Annotated in this window: 19 protein-coding genes; 10 read left to right on the top strand and 9 right to left on the bottom strand. The window is 63.1% G+C overall.

Features of this window, described 5'->3' with window-relative positions; translation table 11 throughout:
• Positions 1-24: 24 nt before the first annotated feature.
• From D1223_RS06570 to D1223_RS06555, 4 genes are all read right to left on the bottom strand, one after another.
• Entirely contained in the window at positions 25-1,347 is a 1,323-nt protein-coding gene (locus tag D1223_RS06570) for a S41 family peptidase (RefSeq protein ID WP_233349467.1), read from the bottom strand.
• A 25-nt stretch (positions 1,348-1,372) separates the two neighbouring features.
• A complete protein-coding gene (locus D1223_RS06565; RefSeq protein WP_119375623.1) occupies positions 1,373-2,590 on the bottom strand; it encodes a murein hydrolase activator EnvC family protein in 1,218 nt (405 codons plus the stop codon).
• Between the two features lie 84 nt (positions 2,591-2,674).
• Positions 2,675-3,307, bottom strand: coding sequence for a hypothetical protein (locus D1223_RS06560; RefSeq protein ID WP_147372702.1), 633 nt, complete (start codon positions 3,305-3,307; stop codon positions 2,675-2,677).
• On the bottom strand, positions 3,304-3,906 hold the full coding sequence (locus tag D1223_RS06555; RefSeq protein WP_119375621.1) for a hypothetical protein: 603 nt from the start codon (positions 3,904-3,906) through the stop codon (positions 3,304-3,306). The genes D1223_RS06560 and D1223_RS06555 overlap by 4 nt, the downstream gene beginning before the upstream one ends.
• A 121-nt stretch (positions 3,907-4,027) precedes the next feature.
• Between D1223_RS06555 and D1223_RS06550 the strand changes: the two genes are divergently transcribed.
• The 5 genes from D1223_RS06550 to D1223_RS06530 all read left to right on the top strand — a co-directional run bounded on the left by D1223_RS06550 (position 4,028) and on the right by D1223_RS06530 (position 7,984).
• Positions 4,028-5,167, top strand: coding sequence for an AGE family epimerase/isomerase (locus tag D1223_RS06550; RefSeq protein WP_119375620.1), 1,140 nt, complete (start codon positions 4,028-4,030; stop codon positions 5,165-5,167).
• A 168-nt stretch (positions 5,168-5,335) separates the two neighbouring features.
• Positions 5,336-5,833, top strand: a complete 498-nt coding sequence (locus D1223_RS06545; protein ID WP_119375619.1) for a hypothetical protein — start codon at positions 5,336-5,338, stop codon at positions 5,831-5,833.
• 126 nt (positions 5,834-5,959) lie between these two features.
• On the top strand, positions 5,960-6,676 hold the full coding sequence (gpmA, locus tag D1223_RS06540; protein WP_119375618.1) for a 2,3-diphosphoglycerate-dependent phosphoglycerate mutase: 717 nt from the start codon (positions 5,960-5,962) through the stop codon (positions 6,674-6,676).
• Positions 6,636-7,544, top strand: a complete 909-nt coding sequence (gene purU / locus D1223_RS06535; protein ID WP_119375617.1) for a formyltetrahydrofolate deformylase — start codon at positions 6,636-6,638, stop codon at positions 7,542-7,544. The genes gpmA and purU overlap by 41 nt, the downstream gene beginning before the upstream one ends.
• Positions 7,541-7,984: a bifunctional diaminohydroxyphosphoribosylaminopyrimidine deaminase/5-amino-6-(5-phosphoribosylamino)uracil reductase RibD gene (locus tag D1223_RS06530; RefSeq protein WP_119375616.1), complete on the top strand. Its 444-nt coding sequence runs from the start codon at positions 7,541-7,543 to the stop codon at positions 7,982-7,984. The genes purU and D1223_RS06530 overlap by 4 nt, the downstream gene beginning before the upstream one ends.
• On the opposite strand, the gene D1223_RS06525 is transcribed toward D1223_RS06530, so the two are convergent.
• The 3 genes from D1223_RS06525 to D1223_RS06515 are packed head-to-tail and all read right to left on the bottom strand — an operon-like array spanning position 7,954 to position 9,310.
• Positions 7,954-8,733 carry a glycosyltransferase family 2 protein gene (locus D1223_RS06525; protein WP_119375615.1) on the bottom strand — a complete coding sequence of 260 codons (780 nt, stop codon included), beginning with the start codon at positions 8,731-8,733 and terminating at the stop codon, positions 7,954-7,956. The two genes, D1223_RS06530 and D1223_RS06525, sit on opposite strands and share 31 nt — an antisense overlap.
• Complete coding sequence (locus D1223_RS06520; RefSeq protein WP_119375614.1) at positions 8,730-9,035, bottom strand: cell division protein ZapA; 306 nt, start codon at positions 9,033-9,035, stop codon at positions 8,730-8,732. The genes D1223_RS06525 and D1223_RS06520 overlap by 4 nt, the downstream gene beginning before the upstream one ends.
• Complete coding sequence (locus D1223_RS06515; RefSeq protein WP_119376060.1) at positions 9,035-9,310, bottom strand: DUF4164 family protein; 276 nt, start codon at positions 9,308-9,310, stop codon at positions 9,035-9,037. The genes D1223_RS06520 and D1223_RS06515 overlap by 1 nt, the downstream gene beginning before the upstream one ends.
• Before the next feature lie 90 nt (positions 9,311-9,400).
• Here D1223_RS06515 and tkt point away from each other — a divergent pair, with 90 nt between their 5' ends.
• A complete protein-coding gene (gene tkt, locus D1223_RS06510; RefSeq protein WP_199288196.1) occupies positions 9,401-11,374 on the top strand; it encodes a transketolase in 1,974 nt (657 codons plus the stop codon).
• Here tkt and D1223_RS06505 read toward each other — a convergent pair.
• On the bottom strand, positions 11,371-12,501 hold the full coding sequence (locus D1223_RS06505) for a citrate synthase family protein (RefSeq protein ID WP_119376058.1): 1,131 nt from the start codon (positions 12,499-12,501) through the stop codon (positions 11,371-11,373). The genes tkt and D1223_RS06505 overlap by 4 nt on opposite strands.
• 76 nt (positions 12,502-12,577) lie before the next feature.
• Here D1223_RS06505 and D1223_RS06500 point away from each other — a divergent pair, with 76 nt between their 5' ends.
• The 3 genes from D1223_RS06500 to purT are packed head-to-tail and all read left to right on the top strand — an operon-like array spanning position 12,578 to position 15,379.
• Complete coding sequence (locus D1223_RS06500; protein WP_119375613.1) at positions 12,578-13,645, top strand: citrate synthase/methylcitrate synthase; 1,068 nt, start codon at positions 12,578-12,580, stop codon at positions 13,643-13,645.
• 47 nt (positions 13,646-13,692) lie between these two features.
• Complete coding sequence (locus D1223_RS06495; RefSeq protein ID WP_233353062.1) at positions 13,693-14,193, top strand: ABA4-like family protein; 501 nt, start codon at positions 13,693-13,695, stop codon at positions 14,191-14,193.
• Between the two features lies 1 nt (position 14,194).
• Positions 14,195-15,379 (top strand): formate-dependent phosphoribosylglycinamide formyltransferase, encoded by a 1,185-nt coding sequence (gene purT, locus D1223_RS06490; protein WP_119375612.1) that lies wholly within the window; start codon positions 14,195-14,197, stop codon positions 15,377-15,379.
• Positions 15,380-15,400: 21 nt separating this feature from the next.
• On the opposite strand, the gene D1223_RS06485 is transcribed toward purT, so the two are convergent.
• Complete coding sequence (locus D1223_RS06485) at positions 15,401-17,344, bottom strand: putative bifunctional diguanylate cyclase/phosphodiesterase (protein WP_233353061.1); 1,944 nt, start codon at positions 17,342-17,344, stop codon at positions 15,401-15,403.
• A 368-nt stretch (positions 17,345-17,712) separates the two neighbouring features.
• On the opposite strand from D1223_RS06485, the gene gap reads away from it, so the two are divergent.
• Entirely contained in the window at positions 17,713-18,720 is a 1,008-nt protein-coding gene (gene gap, locus D1223_RS06480; protein ID WP_119375611.1) for a type I glyceraldehyde-3-phosphate dehydrogenase, read from the top strand.
• Positions 18,721-18,735: the final 15 nt, after the last annotated feature.

The following is an 18,735-nucleotide window of genomic DNA, read 5'->3' as shown; positions in this document are numbered from 1 at the left end:
TGGTTAAGAAGTCGCAAAGACTTCTTAACCGGCGTTAGGATTGCGCGCGGCTGTCAGCTGTCCACCATGCAGGACTTCGAGCGCTCGGTCGAGCTGGTAATCCTTGCCGTCATAGTCTTCCGGCGGCTGGTCGTCCGGCAGATGCGGAATACGACGCTGGGCGCCTTCCTCATTGGAGAGGGCGTTGGGAAGGTCGGCCTCGGAATACCGGCGGATCTTGTCCAGCTGGTCTTCGGAGATGCGCGACTGGGCGACTTCCAGGTCCGGCTCGATGCCGGTCGCCTGGATGGAGCGCCCGGACGGCGTGTAATAGCGCGATGTCGTCAGCCGGATGGCACCGCGGTCCGAGCCAAGCGGAATGACGGTCTGGACCGAGCCCTTGCCGAAGCTGGTCGTGCCGAGAATGGTGGCGCGACCACGATCCTGCAGGGCGCCGGCGACGATTTCGGAGGCCGAGGCGGAGCCGTTATTGATCAGGACGACCATGGGCACGTTCTTGAACACTTCGCCGCTGCGGGCATTGTAGCGGGCGATGTCGCCCGGCCGGCGGCCGATCGTGGAGACGACTTCGCCGCCCGACAGGAACTTGTCGCTGATCGAGATGGCCTGGTCGAGCAGGCCGCCGCCATTGTTGCGAAGGTCGAGAATGATGCCTTTCGGGCGTCCGTCGATCGCGCGGCTCGATTCCTCTATGGCGTCCTCGAGCAGGTCGGTTGTGCGCTCATTGAAGGTCGAGATGCGGAAATAGGCGATATCGCCATCCTTGACTTCCCAGGTCACGGATTTCGGACGGATCACTTCGCGTTTCAGCGTGACATCGAACGCGTCCTCGCCTTCGCGCAGCACTGTGACGATGATTTCAGAGCCGGGCGGGCCGCGCATGTCGCGCACCGCATCGTCGATGTTGAGGCCGACGATTGGCTGGCCGTTAATCGCGGTGAGCAGGTCACCGCTTTCCAGTCCGGCGCGGCTGGCGGGCGTGTCGTCCATCGGGGTGACGACCTTCACGAAGCCGTCTTCCATGGTGACCTCGATGCCGAGGCCGCCATATTCGCCGGAGGTCTGCACCTGCATCGCCTCGAAATCGTCAGCGGACATGTAGGAGGAGTGCGGGTCGAGCGAGCCGAGCATGCCATTGATGGCCGCTTCCATGGCTTCTGCTTCGTCGATCTCGGTAACATAGTCGGCGCGGGCGCGCGCCAGGACTTCGGCAAAGAGGTCGAGCTGTCTGTAGGTTTCCGCACGGCTGTCTGCCGGTTTCGATTCCGGCCAGGCGAAGGCTGAAACACCGACGGCCAATCCACCCAGCACCACCCCAATGGCTGCACCTGTAAGCATTGCCCGCATTGTCTGTTTCTCCCTTTCAGCGGCTCTAGCCGCCCTTCATCCAGCGCGCTGGATTCATTGGTTCGCCCGCCTTCCTGACTTCTAGATAGAGTTCAGGCGGCGGAATTTCACGGTTTGGCATGCGACCAACCGGCTCACCGGCCTTCACCGTCTGTCCGGGCGTGCCGTAAATACGGCTCATCCCGCTCAGTAGAATATGGTAGCCATCACTTGTGGAAATGATCAAGAGCTGGCCGTAAGTGCGGAACATGCCAGCATACTCGATCGTCCCGTCCACGGGGGCGACAACGCCCGAATCCGGACGCGGCTGTATGTAGAGCCCTTTCGAGGACTCCCCGTCCGGCAATTTCTGGCCCCAGCTTCGCGAGACCAGCCCGCTGACGGGGCGCAGCAGTCCGCCAATCTTGTCCTGGCCAAGCGGCGCGAGGTTTGCGGCCGCCGTTGACGCACGCGGGGCATCGGACCGGATGCCGGAACTCGTCCGGTTGGCCGCGAGCATGATCCGTCCGTCCGGTTTCATGCCGGGGGCGCTTGGTGCGCTGTCTTCGAGGGCGACCAGCAGCTGGCGCAGCGTCTTGGCTTCGGCGCCGATCTTGTCGACCCGCATGCGCAGCAGTTCAGCCTCGTTGCTGACGCTTTCGAACTGGGCGCGCTTGGTTGCGACGAGTTGTTCGATCTCCGCCTTCTTCAATGACAGGCGGGCTTCATTGGTCTCAAGCCGGGCTTTTTCCCGCCGGACCTGCGATTCGAGAACCTTCAGCTCGGTGATCTCGGTGGTCAGTCTGTCAGTGCGCTCTTTCAGCACGGGGGCTGTGGCACCCATGACAATGGCTGCCCGGATGGCGTCATTGGCTTCATGCGGTGAGGCGATGAGGGCAGGGGGATGGTGGCGTCCGGAGATGGCAAGGCTGGCCATGATGTCTTCGAGATGCTCATCGCTGGCGATCAGTTCCTCGCGCGCGGCCCGCATGCGCACGGAAAGGTCGATCAGCTTGCGTTCGGATGCGGCGGCCTGTTCCTCCCGGCGGCGGCTCTCCATGGCGGCAGCGATCAGGCTGGATTCGAGGTCGGCGACACTGCGAACGGCGGTGTTCTCGGCCTCTTCCAGCGCTTTCAGCTGCCGCAGGGCCGCATCGCGTTCGGCCTCAAGCGCCTTCAGCTCCTCACGCGTGAATTCGCGCGGGGTCGCCGCCAGCAGCAGGCCGGCCATCGACAGCATGAGAAGGCGCAGTCTGAATGACATTCCGTTGAGAATGCCACAAAGTGAATGACCGCAACATTAATCAGGGCGGCGCAATCAGCAGTATCCTGTGGTTTGCCGGGCGGTCTATTCCTCGCCGGTCAACGCATCGATCTGCGCGGACCAGTCCCGCGTCTGCACCGTCGGGACGTCGCAGCGTCTGGAGAGGTTCCCGACAAGGGCTACGCCAAGCAGCTGGTCGAGCTGGTCGCCATGTTCAATGCCGCTATCAAGCCAGGCCTGAAGCGCACCGGAGGGCGCCGCGGCAAGCATCTGCAGCGCATAGGTTTCATCGTCTTCGAGTGTGCAGTCTTCCGGTATGCCGCTGCCATCGAAGGCTGCTCCGCGCGGAATGAGAAACAGCGTCACATCCGTCATGGCCATGTCTGACGTGGAGATAAATTGCGCCCAGCCATAGGCGCGCGCCTCGCCAGCTTCGGCCATGAGCGCGGCCCCGTCGACATAGACCCCGCTCGCGGGCAGCACCACCTCGCTCCGTTTCCGGGTAAGGGCGGCAAGCTGGAATTCGCCCAGCGGGCCGGTTTCGGCGGAAATATCGGTGCCCGGCGCTGAAACGCGGGCGCCTGTCGCCGGCTCGCCTGATGCCAGGTAGACAACCTTACCCGTGGTGGCGGGGACAATTGTCACGGTCCGATTGATGCAGCCGGGCAGGAGTGCCAGGCCGGTAAGCAGGAAGAGGCTGGTGACAGGTTTCATCATTCTGAATTCGCGCCTGGCTCAAGCGGCTGCAGCGTGACAGCCGACACGAAGAGGGCGCGCTCCTTTTCGGGCACGACCGGACGAATGGCGATATAATCGTAGCCCGGGTCGGTGCCCTGATTGCGGGCGGGTGGTTCGTAGACGAAGGAATAGTCCTGCAGGGTACGGGTCAGGTTGAAGGTCTGCCAACCGGAGCCTTCGCCGCTGCCGGCCCAGTAATGCAGGCGCATCTCCGAGGCGCCATACTTGTCTGCGGCCCGGGCGGTCACGGTCACGCGGACGGGACGGCCGGCGAAGGCGACTTCGAGATCCGGCGCGAGGACGAAATGCGGACCCTGCAGCGGATCTTCGCTCAGCGTATCGGCCAGCGCACCGATCCTGACGACATCGCGTCCGTCTGCGCGCATCAGGTCGATGTCGACATCGCCGCCGGCGACAATGCGGCTGAGCTGCGGCCCAGACACTTCAATGCGTGAATAGTCCGTCCCGCCACCGCTGACCGGGCCGCTCGGATCCTCGCCAAGCCCGGGCGCCAGGCCAAGGACAACCATGAAGACGGCGACCATGAAGGCTGCGATGAAAAAGACCCTGTCAGACATGCGTTCGGTGTGGTCCCGGCTTTGCGAGGGCGGTCGTGGGTGAAACAATGTTGACGGCTTGATAGCAATGGCGGCACCAAGAGGCGAGCCGAAAACCCATGAAATGTGAGGGGAATCGCGAATGACATCATCTGCGCTGAAGCGCCGGGCCAGAGAAGCCCGTGACTGGATGATCGAGTCCTGCTTTCCGCTCTGGGGCAAGGAAGGCTCGGCCGGCCACGGCCTCTTCCGCGAAGCCCTGGACATGACGCACCGACCTGTCGAGGCCGACTCGACCCGGGTACGCGTCCAGGCACGCCAGACCTATCTCTTCTGCCTGGCCCAGGATTATGGCTGGGACCGCGACCGCGCCGACCGGCTGGTGCAGATGGGCGTGAATGCGCTGAAGGGTGCGTGCCTGCGCTCCGATGGCCTGGCCGGGCGCATCCTGGCGACGGACGGGTCGGGCCTGACCGATGCGCGCGCCGACCTCTACGACACCGCTTTCGTACTGTATGCGCTCGCCAACGCCGCGCGCCGCGGACAGGAGGCAGCCCTGCCAGCGGCGCACGCCATCCTGAAATCGGTCGATACGATGCTGGCTGATACGGCGCATGGCGGCTACGCCGAGATGCTGCCGCGCGGCAGCCAGCGCCTGCAGAACCCGCACATGCACCTGCTGGAGGCCTGCCATGCGCTGCACGCCGCCGAGCCGGAGGGCGCCCACCTGAAGCGCGCCAGTGCGATCGTCGACCTGTTTGCCTCGAAAATGCTCGATACGGACACCCACACGCTGGGCGAATATTTCCGCCCGGACTGGTCTGCTGAAACGGGTGAGGCGCATGATGTCGTTGAGCCCGGGCACCAGTTCGAATGGGTCTGGCTGTTGCAGCGGCATGCGGCGTTGACGGGGGAGGACCTCAACCCGGCCATGGTCCACCTCTACGATTTCGGGCTCCGGACCCTCGATGAGGAAGGACGCGCCTTCACGGGTGCGAAGCGTGACGGTTCTGTCTGTGACCATTCACGACGGACATGGATGCAGACCGAGGCGCTGAAAGCTCACCTCGCCATGCTGGAACTCGACCGCGATGATGAGGCGCATGACCGCCGGGCCGTCCAGTGTTTCGACGTGCTGATGGACGAGTATCTGACGCCCGAAGGCGGGTGGATCGACAAATTCGATGAAGACGGCCATGTCGCAACTGAATCCATGCCTGCCTCGACCGGCTATCACGTCGTCCTTGCCTTTGATGAGCTGATCAGGATCACCGGCGTCTAGATTTCGCAAAGCTGTAGTGAATACTGCGGTTGCCGGATTCTGGTGAAGGGCTGCACAGTTTCCCGTGGCGCGGGACTGCCAGGGAAGCGCGGTACGCCTTCCGGCTTACGGTTTTTTAAGTTCAGGCGGCAAGATTCGGCGGACATCAACTGCAGTGCTAGGATTGCCATGCAAGTTACAAATACCTCCTCGATTGTCGCCTCGATCGCGGCGCAACCAAATCAGCCCGTGCACACAGCCGGGATCAGCGAGCAGGATTTCGGCAAGGCCGCGACCGGAAAATTTGGCGAAATCCTCGAGAATTACGACCTTCAGAACATCACGCCGCGAGACATTGACAAGCTTGCCGATCAGCTCACGGAAGCCGGTTATCCCTTCATTATGGACATGATGCTCCTGCGGGCGCGCGGCGCGGAGTTCCAGTCGCATATGCCGGACTTCGGGGGCGTGCCAGCCAGCCCCGACGAGCCGGTGAACCTCATCCGGTCGGTTGAGACCAGCATCGAAGCCTCCCGCCGGCATGGCGATCCGACAGAGGCGGCCCAGCACCTGCTCGATTTCCTGATCAAGCTCGACGAGGCGCCCGATCTTATCCTTGCCCAGCAAGGCCCGTCGAGCGTGCATGAGAGCATGTATCGCCAGTTTGTCGAGGCGAGTGCAGCCTAATGGATGCGCCGGGTATCTGGCGAGCAAGCCGCACGTTTCTTGCTTTGCATGGGCGCCAGTCGCTTGGATTCGGCATGATCATGCTCTAAACGGCGGCAACTTGCAGAATTTGAGACAGGAAGACCGATGCCAACGCTTGCCTTGATCCGCCATGGCCAGAGCCAGTGGAACCTTGAGAACCGCTTCACCGGCTGGTGGGATGCAGACCTGACCGAGAAGGGCGAAGCCGAAGCCCGGCATGCGGGAGAGCTGCTGCGCGAGGCCGGATTTGCGCCGCGTCAGGCCTTTTCCAGTGTCCAGACCCGCGCGATCCGCACGCTCTGGCTGGCACTGACGGAAATGGGCCTGGTCTGGCTTCCGGTCGAAAAGAACTGGCGCCTGAATGAGCGTCACTATGGCGGGCTGACGGGCCTCGACAAGAAAGAGACCGCCGAGAAGCATGGCGATGAACAGGTCCATATCTGGCGCCGCTCCTATGACACCCCGCCGCCGCCGCTGGAGAAGGGCTCGAAGTATGATCTGTCCGGTGACCCGCGTTATGACGGGGTCGATGTGCCGGACACTGAAAGCCTTAAGCTCACCCTCGAGCGCGTCCTGCCATTCTGGCACGAATCGATCGCACCCGTCCTTAAATCGGGCACCGATACGGTGATCGCGGCCCACGGCAATTCGCTGCGCGCGCTGGTCAAACATCTGTTCGAGGTCCCTGATGAGACGATCACCGGCGTTGAGATCCCGACCGGCAACCCGCTCCTGATCGAGCTCGATGACAATCTGAAGCCGATCAGCGCGCGCTACCTTGATGCCTCGCGGGCGACCGAGCTGCCAGCCATTCCGGGCTGAGGACGAACAGGCCTTGCCGAATTCACGCTACATCCTGCGCGCGGCTGCGCCCGACGCGATCGGCATTCTCGCCGATGTGGCGGGCTATATCGCACGCGCCGGCCTGAACGTGATCGAGAGCCAGGATTTCGGCGACAGCGACACCGCCCGCTTCTTTATCTGGGTGGAGTTCGAATCGCCGGATGGCTTCGACCGCGCGACCTTCGAGGCCGGATTCAATGCGCTGGCCGAGAAGCGCTCCATGACCTGGTCGCTGCGCCGCAAGGCGGACCGGCCGCGTGCACTGATCATGGTGTCGAAGGGCGATCACTGCCTGAACGACCTGCTCTATCGCCACCGGCGCGGCCAGCTCGGCGCGGAGATCACGGCGATCGTATCCAATCATGAGGATGGCCGCTGGCTGGCTGAGCGCCATGAGCTGCCCTTTCATTATGTTCCGGTCACGCGGGACACAAAGCTGGAGGCCGAGGACAGGCTGCGCCAGCTGATCAGAGAGACGCAAAGCGATTTCGTTGTGCTTGCGCGCTACATGCAGGTGCTTTCGGATGGCCTGTGCCGGGAGCTGGAAGGCCGGTGCATCAATATTCACCATTCCTTCCTTCCGAGCTTCAAGGGCGCCAAACCCTACCACCAGGCGCACAAGCGCGGGGTCAAGCTGATCGGCGCTTCAGCACATTACGTCACAGCCGACCTCGATGAAGGTCCGATCATTGCGCAGGATGTCTCGCCCGTGGATCATCGTCTCACGCCGCAGCGCATGGCGGAGATTGGCCGCGACATCGAGGCGCGTGTCCTTTCGCGTGCTGTTACGGCACACGCGGAAGGCCGAGTGTTTCTGAATGGCATAAGAACGGTGGTGTTCGAATGAAGACACAGGATGAAGGGCATATGCGACGGGCGATCGAGCTGGCGCGTGCACAACATGGCCGGACCGGCCAGAACCCTTCCGTCGGCTGTGTCATTGTCGGGCCCGATGGCCGCAGGATATCGGAAGGCGCGACCGCTGATGGCGGGCGCCCGCATGCCGAAGAGATGGCGCTCGGCCCGCTGCAGGGCCGCGGTGCCAAGGGCGCGATCGCCTATGTCACGCTCGAGCCCTGCCGTGAACGCACCAATGGCGAATCGGCCTGCTCGAAGCGCCTGATCGAGGCAGGCGTGTCGCGCGTCGTGATTGCGGTGATGGACAAGCACCCCAAGGGCTCCGGCGGCAAGGCCGCGATCGAGGCGGCCGGAATCAGCGTCGAGACGGGCCTTTGCGAAGCCGAAGCGGCCGCTCTTTATGAGGACTTCTTCGCCTCGCTTGCCTGATCGCCTGCGCGCGGATCATCCCATTCGGCGGCAATGCCGGGTTGGCCGCGCCGCACCAGCCAGAAGACTCCGAACAGGTCGAAAATTCCGGCGCCGAGCCGGCCCAGGAAGCCGTATTTTGACGCGCCATGCCAGCGCCGGCGGTCATTTACCAGCTCCTCCCGGACCTCCCAGCCTGCACGTTTCATCAGCGCCGGCAGGAAGCGGTGCATGGAGGCGAAATAGGGCAGCTCCCGGAAGGCATCGGTGCGCATCAGCTTCCAGCCGCAGCCGGTATCGGTCGCATCGTCACGCAGCATGAACCGGCGAATGCCATTGGCGACGCGAGACTGCAGCCACTTGAAGCCGGAATCGTTGCGGCTCTTTCGCTTGCCCGCGATCAGGCCGAGCTTGCCGGTCCCGCCAGGCGCGACGATCTCGTCCCAGAGGCGGCGCGTATCGGCGATGTCATTCTGTCCGTCGCCGTCGAGCAGCTGCGTCCAGCGGCCGCTGACAGCCCTTAGGCCTGTCATCAGGGCAGCGGACTTGCCCGCCCGCTGGACATGGGTGCGCACGATAATTCGCTCAGGCGCGGCGGCCTGCGCTTCGGCGAGTTCGTCGCCAGTCGAATCATCCGAACAGTCATTGACGCAGACGATTTCATAGTCGAGCCCGTCGAGGGCTGCGTGAACCTCGTCGATCAGGGGAAGGACGTTTCCGGCTTCATTGTAGAAGGGGATGAGGACGCTGAGATCGCGCTGGCGCGTCACTGGCCGGCCTCGATGCGTTCGGCGAGCGCCTCGATCCGGGCGGCCGCGTCGGCCAGCGCCGAAGCCGCTTTTTGCTGCGACAGGTCTGCCGGTGTGCCACGATGGGCCGCTTCCAGCTCATCGAGCAGCGACAGCGCTGCAACCAGAAGCAGGCGCGCTTCGCCTATGTCTCCGACCGCTTCGGCAATCTGGCGCACACGCTTGTCGAGATTTTTCGACAGGGCGACCAGGCGTTGTTCCTGTCCCGGCGCACAGGCGACCGAGTAGTCGCGTCCGCGAATCGTGATGTCCGCCTTGGCCATCAGCTTGATCCTTCCCGGTTCAGGGCCGCACGCACTTCCTCAATGGCCGCGCCGAGCGCTTCGGAGGCTTCGTCGGCGAGAGCCTGCAGCTGGCGTTCGCGGGCGAGCGAAGCATCCAGTTCGTCGGCCAGACGTGCACGATCGGCGACCATGGCTTCAAGCTCCCGGCGCACAACGCCGGGGTCGCCAGCCCTCTCGAAAAGGCTTTCGAGTGCGCCCTCCAAACGGGACAGCGCGGAATCGAGGCGATCTGCAGCAGCGTTGACTTTGTCCATGACATTTTCCGATAGCAGGATGCAGGCCAAATCGCCAAGCAGGTTGACAGCAAAGCCTGCACCCGTCCAAAGCGAAACAAACAACGGGGAATGATCATGTCAGTCGAACACAAGGACATGGCGAACGCCATCCGAGCTCTTTCCATGGACGCGGTCGAACAGGCCAAATCAGGACATGTCGGTCTACCGCTGGGCATGGCTGATATCGCTACCATCCTATGGACGCATTACCTGAAGCATGACCCGGCCGATCCAGCCTGGCCAGACCGCGACCGGTTCGTCCTGTCGGCTGGCCATGGCTCGATGCTGATCTATTCGCTGCTTCACCTGACAGGCTATGACAGCGTCAGCCGGGAAGACATCCGCAATTTCCGCCAGCTCGGGAGCAAGACGCCCGGCCACCCTGAGAACTTCGTGACTCCCGGTGTCGAGACGACGACCGGACCGCTCGGGCAAGGCATAGCGACGGCCGTCGGCATGGCGATTGCCGAACGCCACCTGAATGCGCGCTTCGGGGACGATCTCGTTGATCACAAGACCTGGGTCGTCGCGGGCGATGGCTGTCTCATGGAGGGCGTCAGCCAGGAAGCGATCACGCTCGCCGGGCATATGAAGCTCAACAAGCTGATCGTGCTGTTCGACGACAACGCGGTCACCATCGACGGCTCGACCGACCTTTCCGACAATACCGACCAGTGCAAGCGCTTCGAAGCGGCTGGCTGGGCGACGAAGAAGATTGACGGCCACAACACCGAAGAGATCTACGAAGCGCTGGAATGGGCGCAGAAGCAGGACAAGCCCGTCATGGTCGCGTGCAAGACGATCATCGGCTATGGCGCGCCGACCCTTGCCGGCACGGGCAAGGCGCATGGCGGCCCGTACGGCGCCGACGAAGTGGCTGGTATTCGCAAGAATATCGGCTGGGACCATCCGCCCTTCGAGATTCCGGAAGACATCGAGCATGCCTGGAAGCGCGAAGGGGCGCACGCCCAGCCGCTGCATGCCGAGTGGTCGTCCCGGCTTGCCGCGTCCAAGGACAAGGCCGCGTTTGAGAAGGCGATTGCCGGCGAGATCGGTGACATCTCCGCCGTCGTGAGCGCGCACAAGAAAGCGGTTGTCGAAGGCGGCGAGAGCAAGGCGACCCGGCAATGGTCCGGCGCTGTGCTGGAAGAGCTGACCAAGGCTGTCCCGGAAATGGTCGGCGGTTCGGCGGACCTCACCGGTTCGAACAACACCAAGACAAAAGCCACTGAGCCGATGACACCGGCGAACTGGGGCGGCCGCTACATCCATTATGGCGTTCGCGAACATGGCATGGCGGCCGCGATGAACGGCATGTCGCTGCACAAGGGGATCATCCCCTATTCCGGCACCTTCCTTGTCTTCGCGGACTATTCCCGCGCGGCCATCCGGCTCGGCGCGCTGATGGGCGCGCAGGTCGTGCATGTCATGACCCATGACTCCATCGGCCTCGGCGAAGACGGCCCGACCCACCAGCCGGTCGAGCAGGTCGCAAGCCTGCGCGCGATGCCGAACATGCTGGTCTTCCGCCCGGCGGACGGTGTCGAGACGGCGGAATGCTGGGAATTGGCGCTGAAGAACCAGACCGGCCCGTCGACCATCGCGCTGACGCGCCAAGGTGTTGCCAGCGTGCGGACCGAGCATGTCGAAGAGAACCTCTCGGCCCGTGGCGGCTATGTCCTCTCACCGGCGAAGGGCGACGAGAAAGTCGTGCTGATCGCAACCGGATCGGAAGTCGGCATTGCCGTCGAAGCGCAAGCCGCGCTTGAAGCCAAGGGGATCGGTGCGCGCGTCGTCTCCATGCCCTGCATGGAGCTGTTCGAAGCCCAGGATGCTGCCTATCAAAGCCGGACGCTGGGTGGTGAGCTGCCCAAGGTGGCCGTCGAGGCCGGTGTCCGCTTCGGCTGGGACCGCTGGATCGGGCATGATGGCGGCTTTGTCGGCATGGACAGCTTCGGTGCCAGCGCCCCTTACAAGGACCTCTACAACAAGTTCGGCATCACCACCGACGGTGTCGTGGCCGCCGCCGAGGCACTCGTCTAGTCACCGGTATAGGTTGCGCGCGGACGGATCAGCTGGCCCGAGGTCAGCTGTTCCATGGCGTGCGCCAGCCAGCCGACAATCCGGCCGCTCGCGAACAGCAGGAAAGGCGCATCATCTGGAAGGCCAAGCTTCAGGGTGAGCGCCGCGAGCGCCATGTCGACATTGGCCAGCTTGCCTGAGGCATCTTGCGCGGCCTCGATGGCGGCCTTGAGCGGGTCCCCTAGACCCATCCAGTCGAGCAGTGCTCGCGCCCTGGGGTCGCCATCGGGATAAAGCGCGTGCCCGACAGCAGCCATATATTCTCCCCGCGCCGCGATTGCGCCGAGCGCCGCCTCAGGGCCGTCGCGGCACGCGGCTTTCAGATAGGCGAGCGCACGGGCCGACGCTTCACCATGTCTTGGGCCGGTCAGTGTGGCGCATCCAGCCAGCGCGGCCGCGGCCAGCGAGCTGCCCGTCGAGGCAGCCACGCGCGCGGCAAAGGTGGACGGGTTGAGTTCGTGATCGGCAACCAGTACGAGCGCCCTGCGGATGAGGTCGCCCGCTTCGTCCCGGACCAGCCAGTAGCTTGCAAGCCGGCTGTGAAAGGCGTCCGGGCCGGATGACCGGGTGATCGCTTCGGCGGCGCCATTGAGAATGACCGCGCCGTCCCGTGTGAGTGCGGCCGGGCTGCGGCCATGACCCGGCAGATCCCTTGCGGCCCGGGTCGCCAGCCATGACAGTAAGCGCGCCTTGCCCGTCTCGCCGCGCGCCGGTGATTGCAGCGTCGAGGTCGTATCAAGGCTATCGGCTTGCCAGAGCAGGGCGGCGGCTTCTTCCAGCGTGGCAGTTTCAGCGAGCGTTACCGCGTCCGTTCCGCGATAGATGAGCTGGCCGTCGCGCACGGTCGTAATCGCGGTCTGCATGACCGGATCGCCCCAGGCGATGGTGCCCTCTGCAATCGCGCTACGCGCCCGGCCTGTGCGCCGCCGTTTCAGGAAGGCGTCGATATCGGACCCGGAATAGACGCTCGATCGCGGATCGTCTTCAGCGGGCTGCGACCTGATCAGCCCGCGGCTGACATAGGCGTAGAGCGTCTGCGGCTTCACGCCGAGACGGGCAAGGGCAGCATCGCGGGTCAGCCAGCTCATACATTGATTATATTGATCAAGATTGACGTTGACCAGACTCCATAGCCATTTCTCGCCGCAGAGAAGGAGAAAAGTCATGGATAGTGGACTTGAGAACATCGTCGCCGCCGAAACCGTCCTGTCGGATGTCGACGGGCAGGCTGGACGCCTGATCATCCGGGGCTGGCCCGTGGAAACACTCGCAGCAGACAAGCCGTATGCGGCCGTCCTCGGCCTGCTCTGGGACGGATTCTTTCCCGAACTCGGTGACGATGCAGAGATCCAGGCGCAGCTTGGCCGAGCGCGCGCGGCAGCCTTCGCGCTTGTCGGCACCTTTCCGATGGAGAGCGGCGTGGTCGAGGCGCTGCGCACCGGATGGTCGCTGCTGAACGATAGCGAGGCTTTTGATGACGCCATCGCTTTTCCGGCTGCGGCGGCGGTCTTCACGGCGGCGGCTGTGCGTCATGGCCAGGGCCTGCCGCTCATCGCGCCTGACCCCGCCCTGTCGCAGGCGCAGGACCTGCTCCGGATGATGCGGGGCACACCCGCCAGCGATGCGGAGGCGAGGGCGCTGGATGCCTATCTCGCGACGGTCAGCGACCACGGCCTCAACGCCTCGACCTTTGCGGCCCGGGTGATCGCCTCGACACGCGCCGGGCTTGGCTCAGCGGTGCTTGGCGGTATCTCGGCCCTGAAAGGCCCGCTGCATGGCGGTGCGCCCGGCCCGGTTCTCGACATGGTGGACGATATCGGAACGCCGGATGCGGCCGAGAGATGGATCGATGCAGCGCTGGCGCGCGGCGAGCGCCTGATGGGGTTTGGCCACCGCGTCTACCGGGTCCGTGACCCGCGAGCCGACGCCCTCAAGGCAGCCGTCTCGAAACTGCCGGGCACGGCCGGGCGGATCGCCTTCGCCGAGCATATCGAGACAGTCGTGCTGCAACGCCTGGCGCGGAAGTATCCCAACCGACGGCTGGAAACGAATGTCGAGTTCTACACTGCCGTCCTGCTCGAAGCGCTCGACATTCCGCGTGAAGCTTTCACCGCCATCTTCGCGACCGGGCGTGTACTCGGCTGGATCGCTCATGCGAGCGAGCAGATTGGCGAAAAGCGGATTGTCCGCCCCAAATCTGTGTATCGCGGCCCGGTCCCGGAATACGCCTGACGCGTCATTTGCTTTCGCCCCTTCCATCCGGGCGTGATTTGTGGCTCTTGGCCCGCATCAGGCTGAAGGAAGGGGCGAGCTCGCTGATGACCTGGGAATTACTGTTCACACTGATCAATGCCGTGGTGGTGCCCGCATGGCTGCTGCTTTTTCTGGGGCCGACTTGGCGCACGACGCAGATCGTCGTGCATTCCGGCATCTATCCGCTCGCACTCGGCTCAATCTACGCCATCTGCCTGATCGCGTCGCTCTTTTTCGGCGTGTCCTCAGACGGCGTTGGTTTCACCTCGATCGCCGGTGTTTCGGCCCTGTTCGACCACCCGAACGGTGTGATCATCGGCTGGTCCCATTACCTCGTCTTTGACCTCTTCGTCGGCGCGTGGATCGGCCGGGATGCCATGCGCCGCGGCCTGCCGCACCTGGCTGTGGCGCCCTGCCTGATCGCCACCTTCATCTTCGGGCCGGTCGGCCTGCTGGCCTACATGCTCGTACGCTTCAGCCGTGGGCAGGGCATCAGCCTGTTTGAAACCGGCCAGGACGAGCGCTGACATGATTTCGATCGGTACGCCGCTAACCGCGTCCGCCACGCGGGTCATGCTGCTGGGGTCGGGCGAGCTTGGCAAGGAAGTCGTCATCGAACTGCAGCGCTATGGCGCCGAAGTGATCGCGGTCGACCGCTATCCGAACGCGCCCGCCATGCAGGTCGCCCATCGCTCGCATGTCATCGACATGACCGATCCGGCGGCCCTGCGCGCCCTGGTCGAACAGGAGCGCCCTCACCTGATCGTGCCCGAGATCGAGGCCATTGCCACAAATGAGCTGGCAAAGATCGAGATGGAGGCCGTCGCGACGGTCGTGCCGACGGCCCGGGCAACGCAGCTGACCATGAACCGCGAAGGCATCCGCCGCCTGGCAGCCGAGGAGCTTGGCCTGCCGACCAGCCCGTACGCCTTTGCATCATCCGGCGATGAGCTTGCCGAAGCGGCAGACAAGATCGGCTATCCGGTGTTCGTGAAGCCGGTCATGTCGTCCTCCGGCAAGGGCCAGTCGCATGTGAAGCACCCGGCGGAGATCGACCATGCCTGGGTCTATGCTCTGGAGGCCGGGCGCAAGCGCGAAACGCGCGTCATCGTGGAAGGCGAGGTCGATTTCGACTTCGAGATCACGCTGCTGACGGTGCGCGCCGCCAATGGCACGGTCTTCTGCGAGCCCATCGGCCACCGCCAGGAAAGCGGCGATTATGTCGAGAGCTGGCAGCCTCAGCCGATGAGCGAGGCGGCGCTGAGGGCCGCAAAGGACATGGCCAGCAAGGTCACCGACGCGCTGGGCGGGCTCGGCCTGTTCGGGGTGGAGATGTTCGTGAAGGAAGACGAGGTGTGGTTCTCGGAGGTCAGCCCCCGGCCCCACGATACCGGTCTTGTCACATTGGCTACGCAAGCCCAGAGCGAGTTTGCCCTGCATGCGCGTGCGATCCTCGGCTTGCCGGTTGATGCGAGCCTTTCAACGCCCGGTGCCAGCGCGGTTATCTATGGCGGCGTTGATGCAGAAGGCGTGACGTTCGAGGGCCTCGACACGGCGCTTTCGGTCCCGCAGTCGCAGCTGCGCCTCTTCGGAAAGCCGGAGAGTTTCGTGCGCCGGCGCATGGGCGTGGCAGTTGCGGGTGCTGACAGTGTCGAAACGGCCCGCGAGCGGGCGCGGAAAGCAGCCGGGGCAGTCAAGGTCAAGGCTGACTGAGCACCGCGATTCGACGCCTGGTCAGACCGCTGATTGTTTGAGGCGAGGCTCTGGAAAGAAGCGGGCGACCTCGGCTTCCGGGACAGGTGGCGCGTAGAAATAGCCCTGGATCAGCCGGCCGCCCAGTTTTTCCAGAACCGCCAGCTCTTCCTTCTTCTCGACGCCCTCAATCACACAGTCCAGGCCCATGTCGCGGCTAAGGGTGAGCAGCGACTTCACGATCTTGTGGCTTGCCGGGGTCTTGTCGATGCAGGAAACGAAACTGCGGTCGATCTTGATCTTGGTCAGCGGCAGAGCGTGCAGCTGGCTGAGACTGGAAAAGCCGGTGCCGAAATCATCGAGTGCAATGCCGCATCCAAGTTGCCGCAAAAGCTCGACGGCGGCCTTGGCCTGATCGAAATCGTACATCATCGCAGTTTCAGTGATTTCAAGATCAATGCGTTTGGGGTCGATCGCGCTGGCGCTGATGATCCCCAGAATCCTCACGATCCCCTCGGACGAACTGATATCATGCGTCGAAAGGTTGAAGGACAGGCGCATCTCGTCGGGCCACTGTTCTGCGGCGGCGAGCGCCTTCTCCAGCAGGACCCGCGTCAGTTTCTGGACAAGGCCGGCGCGTTCAGCGACGGGTATGAACAGTGCCGGCGATACACGGCCGAGAACGGGACTGGTCCATCGTGCCAGCGCTTCGAAGGCCACCGCCTTTCCTGTACGGCTGTCGACGATAGGCTGGAAGTAGACCGCCAGTTCCCTGGTAAGGTCCGCCTCGCGCAGGACCCGTTCGATGCGGGTGCTCTGTTCGATCTGCAGGACATGCCTGGATGAGAACAGCATCGCGCGGCTCCTGCTCTCGCGCTTGCTGCTGTAGAGCGCGTAATCGGCCTTTTCGTACAGATCCTGCGCGCTCGTCCCGGTGTCCGGAAAAATCGCGAGACCAAGCGACCCCGTGATGCGGATCGTCGCTTCGGGCATCACGAAGGGGGCGCGTAACTGCGCGCAGATACGCTCGCCCTGGGCCAGGACGTCTTGATTGCTGCCGCAATCGGGAAAGATCAGCGCAAATTCGTCCCCGCCCAGCCGGGCGACCAGCATTCTTTCGCCAGAAAAGGCCTCAAGGCGCTTGCCGACATCGGTCAGCAAGGTATCGCCGACAGCGTGACCGTAGACATCGTTGACCGGCTTGAACCCATCCAGGTCGAGCACGCCCACGGCAAGGCGCGTTCCATTGGCCTGCGCTTCTGCAAACTTTTCCTCCAGGTGGGCAAAGAACTGCCGGCGATTGCTGAGGTCTGTCAGGCTGTCGAGATTGGCCAGCCGGAAATTCTCCCGGTTTGCAGCCTCAAGCTTGGTTTGTGCCTCGACCGAACTGGCGAAGTGTCCGGACTGCACGAATACAACCACTACCAGAGAGATCACCACGACAAGCATGATGAACGCCATGGCAACATGAGATGGTGAATCGGACAGGCTATACATTGCGACGAAGGGAATGTTCGCGCCAATCGCCACGATGAAGGCGGCCGATCTCATATGCAGGAGGCAAATGACGACGCTGACGCCGGTGATGCCGAGAAAGAAGGCGATGATACTGTCGATTTCCCGCGACGAAAATTGCGACAGGGTCAGCGCCCAAGCCGTGATTGACAGTGCCATCACCGCAGCGAGAATATTGGTCCGAACCAGCGCTCTGCGGGCAACCTCGGCTGGCGGGCATTCATGTCTGGATTTCCACCAGCTCAGCAGACGGATCACGCAAATCAGCGAAAAGGCCGCGGGTACATAAAGCGTGAGCCATCGGGGCGCGGAGCCCCAGGAGACCACGGTCAGCGCCCAGGCATTTACGAGGACGACGCCGTACATCATCGGGACCTGACGCGAGAAGACCTGGAACTGTGCCTTGACGAGTTCCGGTTTGTTCTTCGGAACAGCCAGGAGACTGCCGACCCGTTCTGATATGAACTTCAACAATTCGGGACGCCCCTCCCAACGATCTTCCGGAACTGCGAATCCGATTGTCTGTTACCCTGGCAAGAATTTCTGAAATTTAGGTTTAACTTTACTGTCGAAAGGTGGTCTATTCTGTAGCTTGAACTGCAGAGGTGAGCTGACAGTATTTGCCCGGAAATGTTGACCGGCCGCCGGGAATCCAGAGGCGCAGGTTAGCTACAGATTGTCCGGATGCATCCGCCGAGCGTCAAAAAATGCGGCAGAAAGCGCGACACAAGGCCCCCTTCTCTAGGGCAATGCTGGACGTGCGCGCGCGAGGCGTCTAAACCCCGGCGCAAAGCCGCAATTCTGCGGACGCGACATTTATCTTGAATGGAGAGGAAAACATGGCGGTTCGTGTAGCCATCAACGGATTTGGCCGGATTGGCCGGAATGTATTGCGGTCGATCCTCGAGCATGGGCGCACGGATATCGAGGTCGTTTCGATCAACGATCTCGGCCCTGTCGAAACCAATGCGCACCTGCTGAAATACGACTCCGTCCACGGCACGCTGCCAATGGACGTCACGGTCGATGGCGACACGATCAAGGTCGGTGGCCAGTCCTTCAAGGTGACGGCGATCCGCGACCCGAAAGAGCTGCCGCACGCAGCCAACAATGTCGATATCGCGATGGAATGCACCGGCATCTTCACCGACAAGGAGAAAGCGTCGATGCACCTTGAGGCGGGCGCCAAGCGCGTTCTCGTCTCGGCCCCCGCCTCGGGCGCTGACAAGACGATCGTCTATGGCGTGAACCATGACGTGCTGACCAAGGATGACATGGTCGTCTCCAACGCATCGTGCACGACGAACTGCCTCTCGCCGGTCGCCAAGGTGCTGAATGACGTCATCGGTATCGAGAAGGGGATGATGACGACCATTCACTCCTATACGGGTGACCAGCCGACGCTCGACACGATGCACAAGGATCTTTATCGCGGCCGCGCGGCAGCGACCTCGATGATCCCGACTTCGACCGGCGCCGCAAAGGCTGTCGGCCTCGTCCTGCCGGAGCTGAATGGCAAGCTGGACGGCTTTGCCATCCGCGTACCGACCCCGAACGTTTCGGTGGTCGACCTGAAGTTCATCGCCAAGCGCGCCACGACGGTCGAGGAAATCAACGACGCGATCCGCGCCGCCGCCGATGGACCGCTCAAGGGCATCCTCGGTTATACGGATGTGAAGAACGTCTCCATCGACTTCAATCACAACCCGCATTCCTCGGTCTTCCATACCGACCAGACCAAGGTGATGGACGGCACGCTCGTCTCGGTCCTGTCCTGGTACGACAATGAGTGGGGCTTCTCGACCCGGATGAGCGACACCGCCATCGCCATGGCGAAACTCATCTAGCTGACACCCCGGAGC

This window comes from Henriciella mobilis, from assembly GCF_003576285.1.
GTDB lineage: Bacteria > Pseudomonadota > Alphaproteobacteria > Caulobacterales > Hyphomonadaceae > Henriciella > Henriciella mobilis.
This window is presented reverse-complemented; position numbering and strand designations above follow the sequence as displayed.

Bases quoted from the DNA above. Each gene is read 5' to 3' on its own strand.
- D1223_RS06570 (WP_233349467.1), bottom strand. From the start codon at position 1,347: ATGCGGGCAATGCTTACAGGTGCAGCCATTGGGGTGGTGCTGGGTGGA.
- D1223_RS06565 (WP_119375623.1), bottom strand. From the start codon at position 2,590: ATGTCATTCAGACTGCGCCTTCTCATGCTGTCGATGGCCGGCCTGCTG.
- D1223_RS06560 (WP_147372702.1), bottom strand. From the start codon at position 3,307: ATGATGAAACCTGTCACCAGCCTCTTCCTGCTTACCGGCCTGGCACTC.
- D1223_RS06555 (WP_119375621.1), bottom strand. From the start codon at position 3,906: ATGTCTGACAGGGTCTTTTTCATCGCAGCCTTCATGGTCGCCGTCTTC.
- D1223_RS06550 (WP_119375620.1), top strand. From the start codon at position 4,028: ATGACATCATCTGCGCTGAAGCGCCGGGCCAGAGAAGCCCGTGACTGG.
- D1223_RS06545 (WP_119375619.1), top strand. From the start codon at position 5,336: ATGCAAGTTACAAATACCTCCTCGATTGTCGCCTCGATCGCGGCGCAA.
- gpmA (WP_119375618.1), top strand. From the start codon at position 5,960: ATGCCAACGCTTGCCTTGATCCGCCATGGCCAGAGCCAGTGGAACCTT.
- purU (WP_119375617.1), top strand. From the start codon at position 6,636: ATGCCTCGCGGGCGACCGAGCTGCCAGCCATTCCGGGCTGAGGACGAA.
- D1223_RS06530 (WP_119375616.1), top strand. From the start codon at position 7,541: ATGAAGACACAGGATGAAGGGCATATGCGACGGGCGATCGAGCTGGCG.
- D1223_RS06520 (WP_119375614.1), bottom strand. From the start codon at position 9,035: ATGGCCAAGGCGGACATCACGATTCGCGGACGCGACTACTCGGTCGCC.
- D1223_RS06515 (WP_119376060.1), bottom strand. From the start codon at position 9,310: ATGGACAAAGTCAACGCTGCTGCAGATCGCCTCGATTCCGCGCTGTCC.
- tkt (WP_199288196.1), top strand. From the start codon at position 9,401: ATGATCATGTCAGTCGAACACAAGGACATGGCGAACGCCATCCGAGCT.
- D1223_RS06505 (WP_119376058.1), bottom strand. From the start codon at position 12,501: ATGAGCTGGCTGACCCGCGATGCTGCCCTTGCCCGTCTCGGCGTGAAG.
- D1223_RS06500 (WP_119375613.1), top strand. From the start codon at position 12,578: ATGGATAGTGGACTTGAGAACATCGTCGCCGCCGAAACCGTCCTGTCG.
- purT (WP_119375612.1), top strand. From the start codon at position 14,195: ATGATTTCGATCGGTACGCCGCTAACCGCGTCCGCCACGCGGGTCATG.
- gap (WP_119375611.1), top strand. From the start codon at position 17,713: ATGGCGGTTCGTGTAGCCATCAACGGATTTGGCCGGATTGGCCGGAAT.